Genomic DNA, 12,562 nt, shown 5'->3' on the forward strand with positions numbered 1-12,562 from the left:
CGGCCCTCGGCCGCGTCGATCCCCCGGCCTGTCCTTCGGATCAGACACGAGCCGCGCCACGCGCGCGGCTTTCCTTCGATCTTCAGGACGGTGGAGCTGGTGATACGTCCTGCAGGGAGATCCCGGCCGCGCAAGCGATCGTCACCCGCAGGGCCGAAACTCGCCGCACCTTCGACCATTCGCGCGGCGCCGGCGCTGGCTCGCAGAGACAGGGGCGGGGCCTCTTGGCGCGAAGGGAGACGGGGCGAGCGAGGTTCGGGGCGCAGGCCGGTGCAGCCGGCCGGAGCCTAGAGCGCGGTCACTCGGGCAGGCAGGTCCAGGGCTGAAAGCCCTAGACCGGAAAGCACGAGGGATGCGCCATAAACAAAGACGTAAAACACGCTGTGCCAGCTCTGATCGCTGCAACAAGAGATTTGCCGAACGGACCATTTGAAGGCTAGCTTCTGCCCATTCGCCTCTTTCCACGAGAATAGTCCATGACTGACCTTGCAGCCGAAACCACGTCTCTCAAGCAAACGATCTGGGGGATCGAAGCCGAACTCGACTATCAAGTGTCATTGGCGGGGGCAAAGGATGACGATGCCAGAATCCACGCCCTGACCGACAGGCTGCGGAAAGCCCACGCCGAGCTGAAAGAAATCGAGCGCAAGGTGCCGAAGCCCTAGACCACGCGAGATGAGGGCGTTCAAAGTTGAAGCACGGGCAGTTCGCTCAGACGTGTGGTGTAGCGCGGTGAACGATGATCTGCTTTCGTCGTCCAGGATTTTTCAAATCCTTCGCGGCCCAGCACGACCGTCTTTTTGCCAAAGCGGTCGTTGAGCGCATCAAGCGCGTCCATGACCTTCGCATCGCGCGGCCGCTCGGGTGGAAACAGCATCGCGGGCTGATCCTGCTCGGGCAACAGATCATCCAGGATGATGCCCGCCTTGGTGTAGCCATGACCGTTACCTGAGGGGTCGCCTTTCCAGCCGCGTTTCGCGGCAGAAATAGCGGCCTCGACCAGCTCGAAGGTGTTGTTCGACATGGGGGAGAGACGGACGCTGCGCGAAGCCGAATGCTGCGGACGGTCGGGCTTGTGCGGGTTGGTGTGGTAGAAAACGGTCATCGCGCCGGCCACAAGGCCATGCTGGCGCAGCTTCTCGGCCGCGCGGGTCGCATGGGCGGCAATGGCCTGCGCCAAGACGTCGAACGAGGTCATGGGGGTGCCCGCAGAGCGGGTCACGGCCATGCCCTTGCGTTGCGGCGGAACGTCCTCGAAGTCGACGCAGACGACGCCGCGCAGCTCCGCCACCAGGCGTTCCAACACCACGCCGCCGATCTTGCGGGCGAGGGGCAAGGGCAGGTCGCGAAGCTCAGCCGCCACCTTGATCCCCTGCGTCATCAGCTTGGCCTGGGTGGCCCCGCCGACGCCCCAGATCTCGCCCACGGGGATGCGGCGCATGACGTAATCGCGCACGGTGTCGCCCATGAGATTGCACACGCTGCCGAAGATCGGGTTCTTCTTGGCGGCGAAGTTCGCCAGCTTGGCGAGAGTCTTGGTCGGCGCGATCCCCACGCAGGTGGGGATGCCGGTATCCAGCTTGACGGTGGCCCGCATGTCCTTGGCATGGTCCTCCATGCGGGGCCCATGCCCTTTCAGGCAGACGAAATTTTCGTCGATGCTGTATGTCTCCAATCGCGGCGAAAAATCGTGCAGCACCTCGACGACACGGCGCGACAGATCCCCGTAGAGCGTGTAGTTGGAGGACAAGGCTTTGACCCCGTGACGGCGCATCAGGTCGCGCATCTTGAACACCGGCGCCCCCATTTTGATCCCGAGGGCTTTGGCTTCATCGCTGCGGGCGACGGCGCATCCGTCGTTGTTGGACAGCACGATCACGGGGATGCCGCGCAGCGACGTGTCGAAGATCCGTTCGCAGGAAACGTAGAAGTTGTTGCAGTCGATGAGGGCGATCGGGTCTGCGGAGGCGCGGATCATGACCGCGCCTATTCGATGGCGAGGCGGCGCACGACGCCTGCGACCACGCCCCAGATCTCGGTCGTCTCGGTGACGGCAATGCTTTTGTAGCCGTCGCCTCGGGCGCGCGGGTCCAGAAACCAATGGCCGTTGCGCTTGGCGAGCTTCTCTTCCAGACTGTCGCCCGAGACGCGCCACCAGAACGTCGACCGTTCGTGCCGCACCACCCATTTGATCGGATCCACGCTGTCCTCAAGATCGTCACCGGCCGGAGATGGGAACCCTGCAGGCACGCTGATGGAGGCGAGCGGCATATGCCGGTCAACGAGGATCACATTCAGCGGGGCTAGAGTTACAGACATGGTTTAGGCGAACGAATGAGGAACATTCATTCCCTGATAGCCCGTGCCCCCCCCTGTCCGTCAAGGTCCGATTTCAGGTCGTTCGATCACAACACCCGTGTGGCAGGTCGTCAGGCACCTGTTTACGGGATCAGCGTGCCCCCTGTCTTGGTGAAGCCAAGACAGGGGGCACGGCGTTCAGATGGCGAGATCGTCCGTCGTCTTGCCAGCCTCGATCGCTTCGATAAACCAGCGCGGTTTGCGGCCGCGGCCGCTCCACGTCTCATCCGGATTGTGCGGATTAGCGAATTTGGGGGCCGCCGCCTGACCACGGGCTTTGGTGGTGCTGCTTGCGGCGTCCAGCAATTCGGACAGGGAGAAACCCTGTTCCTTGGCCGTGGCTTCCAAAGCCTCAAGGGCGGTTTTCTTCCGGCGTGTCTCGAAGGAGTCGATGGCTTTTTCCACCTGCTTCTTGAGCGCTTTCAGCTCGTTCAGGTCCATCGAATCCAGTTGATCCATCATGCGCTTTCCTCTGCTGCATCCATGCGGGCAAGGGCCCGCTCTTTGTCGATACGGAAATCTTGACGGATCTTCCAGAAAGTCATTGCCGCCATTTTAGCGAAAGGCCATATCGTCCTCGTCATAGCGCATTCTGGCTTCCGGCCCAAAGTATTGAACCCAGCGGTTCAAGACTTCTCGGGTTTCCGTCTGGGCGCGGCCGATCTCGGATTGCAGGCAATTCATGTAGCCCTCCGCCTCCTCGATATAGATCTGATACTGGTCGCGCACGATCTCGCGCAATTCCGGATCATCGGTCGGAGGCTCGTAAGGGTAGGGCTGTTCCGGCGGAAGGCACCCTTGCGCGACCGCGCAGGGTGCCGACAAGACAAAGACCATGAGGGCGAGGCGGATCTTCACGGGCGGAAGGTCACTCGGGTGCCATAACCATGGGAAGTGCTGGTTCGATAGCGTTGCACGCCATTGGTGTATTCGGCGTCGGTGCCGGGTTCGACCGTGATCTGCACCCGCATGTTCTTGTATTCGGGAGTCGAGACGCCCGTGTAATAATACTTTTCGTCACGGTTGGTGCCGTAGCCCAGGCGGCGCCGTTCATCGTAGCAGAACACCTTGATCTCTTCGCGGCTGTCGCCGTCATAGCCGTAGCTGAAATGCTTGCTCTTGCCCTCGGGACATATCCAGGCTTCGGAGCTGGTGCGGTTGGCAAAGCTGTAGTCGATCTCGTAATTGTTGTATTCCGCGCCATCCGACATGAGGCAGGTGCCGATGGGGGATTTCCCGTCGCGCAGCCGGTCGATCATGTGGTCATGGGCATCGCCGCAGGAAGAAGGAAAGCCGCCCGCCAGGCACAGGATCAGCTTGCAGTCGATGTCGTAGGCTTTGGCCTCATCGGGCGAGGCTAAGGCGGCAGCTGTGGCGACAGCCGCGAAGAGGGCGGCGCGGATGCTTTGAGACAGGAGCATGTCGGTTCCTCGTGACCTGATGAGGATAGACTAGAAGATAAAACAAGCCTTGCCAAAGCATTAGGCTCAAGACTAGTCTCCTGACGTCAAACAACCAGATCAAAGCTTCACTGTTGACTTCATAATCCTAAAGGCGAACGATTGGTGAAGGCTCCATGCGACGCGACAGGCTCTCGAATAGAGTCCATGAACTGGATCCTGATCGCCATGCCCTGAGCTACCCCCCGAATTTCGGACACTGACATGAGCTACGATTTGCAGTCTGCTGATCTTCGACGCGAAGGAGATCAGAGATGTCGAAACGAAAACAGCACGCGCCTGAGTTCAAGGCGAAGGTCGCGCTGGAAGCCCTGAAAGGCGAAGAGACGGCCGCCGAGCTGGCAAGCCGGTTCGGGGTGCATCCGACGATGATCCATCAATGGAAACGAGCCCTGCTCGACGGTGCGTCCGGCGTATTCGAGCGTGGGGGGCGCAAGATGCCAGAGATTGATGAGGAGCAGGTGAAGGAGCTCCATGCCAAGATCGGGGAGCTGGCGGTGGCCAACTCTTTTTTGGAAAGAAAGCTGAAGCCTTGGGGCGGGAAGTGAGGCGGGGCATGATTGAGCCGGACCACCCGGACCTGTCCATCGGCCAGCAGTGCAAGCTGCTGTCGATTGGGCGCTCATCCTTCTACTACAAGCCCAAGGGCGAGACCGAACAGAACCTCGGCCTGATGCGGCGGATCGACGAGCAATTCCTGGAGACGCCGTTCTTCGGTGTCCGGCAAATGACTTGGCACTTGCGCAACGACGGCCACCTGGTGAACGAGAAGCGCATCCGGCGACTGATGCGCCTCATGGGGCTCATGCCGATCTACCAGAAGCCCAACACCAGCAGGCCGGCGAAAGGGCATAAGACCTATCCCTACCTGTTGAGAGGTCTGCGGGTGGAACGTCCGAACCAGGTCTGGTGCTCGGATATCACCTACCTACCCATGCGGCGTGGGTTCCTCTACCTCGTGGCGATCATGGACTGGCACACCCGCAAGGTTCTGTCCTGGCGGATCTCGAACACGCTGGAAGCTGACTTCTGCGTCGAGGCGCTGAATGAGGCCATTTACAAGTTCGGCCCGCCAGAGATCATGAACACGGATCAGGGAAGCCAGTTCACGTCCTTCGCTTGGACGGATCGGCTGCGCCGATCCGGCGTGCGGATCTCAATGGATGGGAAAGGTCGGTTCCTCGACAACATCTTCATCGAGCGGCTATGGCGAACCCTGAAATACGAGTGCGTCTACCTGCATGCTTGGGAGACCGGATCGGAGACGAAAGCGGCCATCCGGAAATGGATGACCTTCTATAACCACCAGCGACCTCATTCAGCCCTGGCCGGCCAGCCTCCGGCGCTGGTCTATTGGCAGAGAAATGATAACAATCAACCCGATCAGCAGGTGCAACGAGTAGCTTAAATTATGCCGGATCCTGTCCAATAGATGGGGAGTAGCTCACCCCTCAGATACCGCATGCCGGGCGTACGCGAATTAACGGCGTTGATCATTCGGAGAGCTCCGCCTCTCGCCTTGCTGCCAGGGCCACTTGCCGTCGATCTCTACTTCCAGCGACAGGCTTAGGAATGTCCGGATCAGCACGATCCCGGCCAGGACGGCAACACTCCGCAGCGTTGGCTCAACGGCAACCGTGTTGATGATGTCGGCTGCGACGAGCAACTCAAGGCCGAGAAGAATGGATCGGCCAAGGCGCGAGCGGAGGGTATGAAAACGACTCCCCGGGACCTGCGGCGTCTCGGTGCAGAACCTGAGGAAAGCCGCCACGATGCCAATGACGATGACCGCCACACCTCCGATCTCGATACCGCGGGTGATCCAGTGCAGGACTTCTTCCAGTGCGGCATCCATGTCAGTCTCCCATCTCGTTTTGACAAGAACGCCGAGCCGGCGGCAGCCCGTTCCCATAGGGAAGAAAGTTTCCGCCAACGAGGAAGCTAGGCACCGGGCAGGGAGGGAACGTAATGCGGGATCATCCCCGTCAGGAACGATCTCCGACACCGTGCGCCGCACCGAGGTGCCACAGGGTCCCTTTTCCTTTTCGAGATGAAGTTCGGTCGCAATGCCCCTGCAAAATTCTGATCCACAAGCAAGAAATACAACCTCGGATTGTGGTTGATCTCAGAAGCCGACGTATTTACCGCTCGTTCACGAGTGACGCCTTGTTCAGGCTCAGGGGAAGCTCGCCAGCCGGCGGGCTTCCACCTTGAACATCTGTCTCTTGCTGGCAACATCCGGATCAAGCCCGCTTGCCGCATCGCGTCGGAAATGAGACAAGGCTCGGTCCCCTCAGGCAGAACCTCCATGTCCCCTCATCCCGCTGACGTGCCCGCATTACCGTTCGACGAACGTGCCCGGTCTCTGGCCCTGCGTCGCTACGATATCCTCGACACCCCGTATGAGGAAGAGTTCGACGACATCGCCACCATCGCGGCCGAAGTCTGCCAGACCCCCATTGCGGTCGTGAACTTCGTCGATACCGAACGGCAGTTCTTCAAGGCCGAAGTCGGCCTTGGCGTGCGCGAGACGCCGCTCGACACCTCTTTTTGCGGCAAGGCCATCCTGTCCGAGGACATGATGATCGTTCCCGACGCGCTGGAGGATCCACGGTTCGACGGTAACCCGCTGGTGACGCAGGCGGGCGGCCTGCGCTTCTATGCGGGGGCCTTGCTGAAGACGAAGGACGGCTTCCCCATCGGCACGGTGTGCGTGCTGGACACAAAGCCTCGAAACCTCGACGAGCACCAGATCCGCACTCTGCGCCTTCTCGCTCGGCAGGCCATGACGCAGGTGGAACTGCGGGCGGCACTGGCGAACAGCCAGCGTCTGGAAGCCCGGCATCGCCAGGTGCTTGACAGCTCGATCGACTATGCCATCCTCTCCCTAGACCTTGATGGCAAGGTCACCGGCTGGAACCGCGGCGCAGAGAACGTGCTTGGCTGGTCCGAAGAGGAGATGCTGGGCCGGCCCGCCGAGATCATCTTCAACTCGGTGGATCGAACCGTTGGCATCCCTGACCTGGAGATGGAGGCGGCCCGGGAGAAGGGGCGCGGGGTCGACGAGCGCTGGCACGTCCGCAAGGACGGTTCCCGGTTCTTTGCCTTGGGCGAGATGATGCCGCTGAAGGATGATGCGGATCGCCACGTCGGCTACGTGAAAATCCTGAGGGACCGGACACGTGCGCGACGGCAGGCGCAGCGCCTTGCCCTTCTGGCGCAGGCCGCGGCGGCTCTGCTGGACGCGGACGATCCCGCGGCGACGCTTCGGTCCGTTCTTGAAGGCAGCGCCGACACCATCGGCTTCGAGCAGTGCTACCTTTACGACATGGATACGGCGGACGGGCACCTGGCGCTACAGCATTCCGTTGGCGTCAACGAAGAAACACAGATGGCTCTTCGGCATGTCACCTTCGACGTTCCGCTGTGCGGGATTGTTGCGGAGACATCCGAACCCCTTATCCTCTCCGACTTGCACCTGACGTGCGAGCCGCGCCACGAGATCGCTAAATCCACGGGTATCCGAGCTTATGCAGGCTTCCCGATCTTTGTCCGGGGCGCGGCCGTCGGCGTCATCTCCTTCGGCAGCGCCGAAGTCGATGTCTTTGACGAGGAGGCACTCTCCTTCTTCCAGACGGTCGCGCGCCTGCTGTCCGTGGCACGTGAACGGGCGGAGGATGCCCGTGCGCTGCGCGATGCCGAGCAACGATCGCGTGCCGCGCAGGAGGCGGGGGGTGTTGGCACATTCGAGGTGAAGGTGGCCAGCGGCACAGTGACCGCTTCGCCTGAATTCTGCCGTATCTTCGGGCTGACGCCGGGAAGTCAGCTCCCGATAAGTGTCTTTGAAGACCTGGTGCTGGACGAGGACCGCGCGCTACGGTCCGACGATGCCGGGCGGCGGGCCGGCACGTGTCCTGCGGATGTGGAGTATCGCATCCGCCGGGCCGATGACGGCAAGATCCGGTGGATTTCCCGCCGCGCCGAATACAGGCGGGACAGCACCGGCCACATCCTGTCCATGTTCGGAACGGCGCAGGACATCACGGACCGGAAGATCGCGACCCTGCGCCAGGAGGCACTCCTGGAGCTTGGTAATGGCGTGCGCCATGCCGCGACGCAGGAGGAGATGATCGAACTTGCCTGCCACGTCGTACTGAGAACGCTGGGGGCATCTCGCGCCGGTTATGCAACGGTGGATCGCCGCGCCGGCCGCTACGTCGTCTCAGGAGAATGCATCGCCGAGGACGTGCCCCACCTCCATGGCAATTACGATCTTGCCGACTTCGCGAAGACGACCGAGCAGCTTCAGCTTGGCGAGCCGCTGGTTCTTCGCGACGCGGAGGCGGAGTTGGCGTTCACAGAGGATGTGGCAAGCTACCGGGCCATCGCCGTTGCGGCACAGATCAGCGTCCCGCTCATCCGCCGGGGTGAACTGATCGGCGCCCTGTTCGTGCATCAAAGCCATGCACGCGACTGGACGGCGGGAGAGGTCGACTTCATGCGGCGGGTGGCCGACCGGCTTTATGCCGCCCTGGCGACGGCGCGGGCCGAGGCAGATCAGGCCGTTCTCAACCATGAACTGTCGCACCGGTTGAAGAACAGCCTGTCGATGGTGCAAGCCATCGCGACCCAGACGCTTCGATCCGTGACCGACAAGACCGCCCTCCAGGACTTCCTGCGTCGCGTGCAGGCGCTTTCGGCGGCTCATGACGTGCTTCTGCACCGCAACTGGAACGCAGGGTCGATCCGGGACACGATCCAGTCCACCCTGAACACGCTTGCCGATCCGGGGCGCATATGGATCAACGGGCCGGATCTGGATCTCGGGCCCCGCTCCACGCTCAGCCTGTCGATGCTGTTGCACGAGCTGGCCACCAACGCGATGAAATACGGCGCACTGTCGGTCGACACCGGCATGCTTCATGTAACGTGGCACGTCGAGGATGTGACGGAACGCGAACAGGACCTGGTGATCCTGTGGCGGGAGGCAGGCGGTCCGGAGGTCGTGCCGCCGTCGCGGAAAGGGTTCGGCTCGCGGCTGATTCAGTTGGGGCTAACGGGAACCGGAGGGGTCGAGCTCAGTTATAACAAATCGGGATTGGCCGCCACGATCAAAGCACCCCTCTTCGAGGTGCAGCAGTCCTGATGAGGATCGAGCACGATGTCTGACCCCACTGTCCTCGTCGTCGAGGATGAACTGCTCCTGAGAATGGCTGCCTTGGCCATGCTGGAAGATGCCGGCTACGACGCGGTGAGTGCTGTCTCGGCCGAGGCCGCCCTCCGCATCATGGAGACCTGCCCGTCGATCCGCGTGATCTTCACGGATGTCGATCTCGGCCGGGGGCAGGACGGCCTCTGGCTCGTATCCAAGGTGCGGGAAGGCTGGCCACCGGTTGGAGTTATTGTCACCTCAGGTCATCGGCATGTGACGCGTGAACTGCTCCCAAATGGTGCAGCCTTTATTGGAAAGCCTTACCTTGAGGAGAAGGTGCTGGAGGAAGTGCGGCGGCTCGCGGCCTGAGGCGCCAAAACCCGCTTGGTTTGAGAGGTTCTGATCCTGCTTGGCATGGAGGAACGATCTTCCCCAAAAGGACGTCGAAGGTCTGAAACGGACTCTGAGCTACAATAACTACGCAGCCTTTTTTGTTATAATATCACATAAGACAGATTACCCGCGAAAATTCATAGCTCGATTTATCAGTAACTTAAACTGTGGAGTAAATGTGTTAGATGACCTATGAGCGACTTCATCAGTAAATATTTTGGACCGTTCACGCGCTTGTAATGCGGATATCAAACTCCAATGTAAGGCGACCCTCTGGTCTGGGTGACTTGGGTTGGACGGAAGAACACCTTGAACGACCATTTGGATCCTCGGCGCTCATGACTGCCGCCTTTCGAGAACGCACAACCGCATAATCGTCAAAGACTGCGATCATCGTTCTTCAGGTCCTGAAGAAAAATCGTCTAATAAGGCTGTTCCCAATGACCGAGACGCCTATTGATCCAGAAGATCACGCCGAAAAGGGTCGCAGGTTTGCGAGGTACCGGCAGGAGATCCACTTCGAGGCGCAGATGCTGTCCAGCCGTCTAGGCGAGTACCTGTCTGCCCAATCGTTTCTAATCATTGCCTACGCTTCTTCCATAAGCGCTGGATGGTCCAAGCCCGGAATATTCCTGCTGCTTGTGCCGTTTCCAATGACCCTTCTCGGGTTAGTGCTGTCGATCGATGCTCAGAGGTCGATCAGGGCGTCCTATGAGGTCATCGATCGCTGGCACGATCGGCAGAATGTACTCATGGAAGAAAAGCAGGATCTGGCCAGTTACTGGCCGACGCGGAGAGTTGCACAGGATACACCTGTCGACCCGAACCTAAAAACCACGTTCTATCGAGGGTCACGCTTTGCAACTCGCTCACCGTGGATATTCATGGTCACGTGGATTTATCTGGCGGGAGTCGCAATCTGTCTGTTCATCGCAGGCTAATGGACTGACCAAGCGCTGTTCGAGCCGAAACGAGGTAAGTGTCCATCATAGGCCCCGATTTCGGACCACGCGCTCTTCACGCGGTCCGAAGTTCATACTGCGAATAAATTAGCGGCAATCAGGCGGCGGCGCCTTCATCCTCATCGTAGTCCGTCGCAGCTGCATTGACAGAGTCCTCGGCAAGCTCGGTAAGCTGGGTATCGGCAGCGGTTTCCTGAGCCAGAATATCCTCGATATGCTGCCGCGCCTCATCCAATCCAAGCGCTTCGGCAAATGCACGCATGGATCCGTACCGGGTGATCTCGTAGTGCTCGATTGCCTGGCAGCTGAAGATAATTGCAGCATCGGCGGCGACGCTTGCGCCAAAGTCTTCCAGCAGACTTTCACCTTCTTCGAGGATGCCGTCAATGGCTTCACACTTCTCAGCCTTGGCGCGCTTGCCCAGTAGCTCGAAGATCGCTTCCAGCTTCTCGATCTGACCGGCGGTTTCCTCCCGGTGCGACGTCAATGCCGCGACCAGATCGGGATGGTCGGCTGCCTTGATCATCTTGGGCAGAGACTTATAAATTTTCTTCTCTGCGTAGTAGATATCGCCAAGAGCATGCTCGAAAAGATCCGAAAGGCTCTTGCTGTCTTGGGCTGCCGCTTGTGCCGCTTTCCGATTGGTAGACTTGGCTGCGACCGCTTGCGCCCGCTTTTGGCGTGTCTCTACACTTGCTGCCGGGCTCTTGCTCCCGCTCGCACGGGCGGTTTTCTTTGCCGCAGCTGCCGTAGTCTTGTCCTTCGTCGAGTCTTTCGCCGTAGCCATTTGATACTCTCCTCACACGGTCAAATGCCATTTTAGCTGGCGAACTGAAACTCTGCCGGGGAGAGAGGGTTCCAAAGGGATGGCATTGATGATGTGACCGCCCCCCCGACGGCATCTCTGTGCCAAGGTGGGTCTGCGATGATCCACAAAGGAGGACGGTCATGTCGGAGATTATCACGGTCGGGCTCGATCTGGCGAAGAATGTGTTCCAGGTGCATGGGGCGGACGCCGCAGGCGGTGCGGTGCTACGGAAGAAGCTGCGGCGCACGCAGGTGCTGGGGTTCTTTGAGGCTTTGCCGCCTTGCGTCGTGGCGATGGAAGCCTGTGGTGGTGCACATTACTGGGGTCGAGAGATTGGCAAGCTTGGACATGAGGTCCGGCTGATCCCTCCGGCCTACGTGAAGCCCTTCGTCAAACGGCAGAAGAATGACGCCGCCGACGCCGAGGCGATTTGCGAAGCTGCACAGCGTCCGACGATGCGCTTCGTGTCGGTGAAGAGCGAAGAGACCCAAGGGGCGGCGATGGTGTTCCGCGTGCGCGAGTTACTGATCCGGCAGCGCACCCAGGCGATCAACGCCCTGCGCGGTCACCTTGCCGAGTTCGGGCAGGTTGTGCCGCAGGGCGCTGCCAATGCCTCGAAGCTGATCGCCATCGTCGAAGATCCAGAGAGCGGGTTGCCCGCCGAGGCGACAGCCACCCTGCAGGTTCTGATCGGATCCTTGGCGCACCTCGAGGCGCAGATCGGGAGGCTCGAGGCCGAGATCTCACGCTGCGCCAAAGAGAACGAGGTCGCCCGACGGCTGATGACGGTGCCGGGCATCGGCCCGCTGATCGCGACGGCCATCGCGACACTTGCGCCGCCTCCCGAGACCTTCCGGAAGGCCCGGGATTTTGCAGCCTGGCTCGGGTTGGTGCCCAGGCAACACTCGACCGGTGGCAAGCAGCGCCTCGGAGCGACGACGAAGATGGGCGAGCGGTCTCTCAGGCGGCTGCTGATCATTGGCGCCAACAGCGTGATCATCAAGCGCCACGTCCATCGTGAAGCTCAACCCGGCACATGGCTGGGGGACATGCTGTCGCGCAAGCCGTCGATGCTGGTGCGTGTCGCGCTGGCGAACAAGATGGCGCGGATTGTCTGGGCTTTGATGGCCCGCGGTGGCGTATACCAGTCTCCGGCCGTGGCAGCGTAAGCAGCCGTCGGTCGCGAGGACGTCGGAGCGGAAGAGGGCAAGGAGCAGTTTGGCGCAACAGTCGTGAGACGGGATCGGGAGAACCAGTGTGCAACAGAGTGCCTTTGAGCACGCGGCTTTGATCTGGACCCGACCTTCGAACACCATACGGGCCCGCGGCATGACCAAGGCCGCATCAGAGGCCGGACACATGTCAGCACCCGGTGACGCGCGGAAAGCAGCTCTGAAATTACCCCTTGCGCAAGGGGCGGTTACACATG

Annotated in this window: 13 protein-coding genes; 6 read left to right on the forward strand and 7 right to left on the reverse strand. The window is 60.7% G+C overall.

Going from position 1 to position 12,562, the window contains the following annotated elements:
- The first annotated feature begins 476 nt into the window (after nt 1-476).
- On the forward strand, nt 477-665 hold the full coding sequence (locus CN97_RS19440) for a hypothetical protein (protein ID WP_035715168.1): 189 nt from the start codon (nt 477-479) through the stop codon (nt 663-665).
- Between the two features lie 20 nt (nt 666-685).
- Here CN97_RS19440 and CN97_RS19445 read toward each other — a convergent pair whose 3' ends face one another.
- The 5 genes from CN97_RS19445 to CN97_RS19465 all read right to left on the reverse strand — a co-directional run bounded on the left by CN97_RS19445 (nt 686) and on the right by CN97_RS19465 (nt 3,779).
- A complete protein-coding gene (locus CN97_RS19445; RefSeq protein WP_035715171.1) occupies nt 686-1,978 on the reverse strand; it encodes a Y-family DNA polymerase in 1,293 nt (430 codons plus the stop codon).
- Nucleotides 1,979-1,986: 8 nt separating this feature from the next.
- Nucleotides 1,987-2,271: a LexA family protein gene (locus CN97_RS19450; RefSeq protein ID WP_248700136.1), complete on the reverse strand. Its 285-nt coding sequence runs from the start codon at nt 2,269-2,271 to the stop codon at nt 1,987-1,989.
- Nucleotides 2,272-2,496: 225 nt separating this feature from the next.
- A complete protein-coding gene (locus tag CN97_RS19455) occupies nt 2,497-2,820 on the reverse strand; it encodes an H-NS histone family protein (protein WP_035715179.1) in 324 nt (107 codons plus the stop codon).
- A gap of 93 nt (nt 2,821-2,913) precedes the next feature.
- Nucleotides 2,914-3,216: a hypothetical protein gene (locus tag CN97_RS19460; RefSeq protein WP_035715182.1), complete on the reverse strand. Its 303-nt coding sequence runs from the start codon at nt 3,214-3,216 to the stop codon at nt 2,914-2,916.
- Entirely contained in the window at nt 3,213-3,779 is a 567-nt protein-coding gene (locus CN97_RS19465; protein WP_035715184.1) for a hypothetical protein, read from the reverse strand. Before CN97_RS19465 ends, CN97_RS19460 begins: the two co-directional genes overlap by 4 nt.
- Nucleotides 3,780-4,072: 293 nt before the next feature.
- Here CN97_RS19465 and CN97_RS19475 point away from each other — a divergent pair.
- Nucleotides 4,073-5,226 (forward strand): IS3 family transposase gene (locus CN97_RS19475; protein ID WP_233141343.1). Its coding sequence is split into 2 segments (ribosomal slippage): nt 4,073-4,325 and nt 4,325-5,226, totalling 1,155 coding nucleotides; the frame shifts between segments, so codons are not numbered across the junction.
- Nucleotides 5,227-5,298: 72 nt separating this feature from the next.
- Here the strand turns inward: CN97_RS19475 and CN97_RS19480 are convergent.
- Entirely contained in the window at nt 5,299-5,673 is a 375-nt protein-coding gene (locus tag CN97_RS19480) for a DUF1622 domain-containing protein (protein ID WP_051911490.1), read from the reverse strand.
- A 453-nt stretch (nt 5,674-6,126) separates the two neighbouring features.
- Here CN97_RS19480 and CN97_RS20035 point away from each other — a divergent pair, with 453 nt between their 5' ends.
- From CN97_RS20035 to CN97_RS20040, 3 genes are all read left to right on the forward strand, one after another.
- Nucleotides 6,127-8,964 carry a GAF domain-containing protein gene (locus CN97_RS20035; protein WP_051911486.1) on the forward strand — a complete coding sequence of 946 codons (2,838 nt, stop codon included), beginning with the start codon at nt 6,127-6,129 and terminating at the stop codon, nt 8,962-8,964.
- 15 nt (nt 8,965-8,979) lie between these two features.
- The gene (locus tag CN97_RS19490; protein WP_035715192.1) at nt 8,980-9,339 is read left to right on the forward strand and encodes a response regulator; all 360 of its coding nucleotides are present in this window, start codon (nt 8,980-8,982) and stop codon (nt 9,337-9,339) included.
- Nucleotides 9,340-9,803: 464 nt separating this feature from the next.
- A complete protein-coding gene (locus CN97_RS20040) occupies nt 9,804-10,304 on the forward strand; it encodes a RipA family octameric membrane protein (RefSeq protein WP_051911488.1) in 501 nt (166 codons plus the stop codon).
- Nucleotides 10,305-10,422: 118 nt separating this feature from the next.
- On the opposite strand, the gene CN97_RS19500 is transcribed toward CN97_RS20040, so the two are convergent.
- Entirely contained in the window at nt 10,423-11,112 is a 690-nt protein-coding gene (locus CN97_RS19500; RefSeq protein WP_084684282.1) for a YciE/YciF ferroxidase family protein, read from the reverse strand.
- Between the two features lie 161 nt (nt 11,113-11,273).
- On the opposite strand from CN97_RS19500, the gene CN97_RS19505 reads away from it, so the two are divergent.
- Entirely contained in the window at nt 11,274-12,302 is a 1,029-nt protein-coding gene (locus tag CN97_RS19505; RefSeq protein WP_035715194.1) for an IS110 family RNA-guided transposase, read from the forward strand.
- Nucleotides 12,303-12,562 lie beyond the last annotated feature (260 nt).

The sequence above is a fragment of the Haematobacter massiliensis genome, from assembly GCF_000740795.1.
Taxonomy (GTDB): domain Bacteria; phylum Pseudomonadota; class Alphaproteobacteria; order Rhodobacterales; family Rhodobacteraceae; genus Haematobacter; species Haematobacter massiliensis.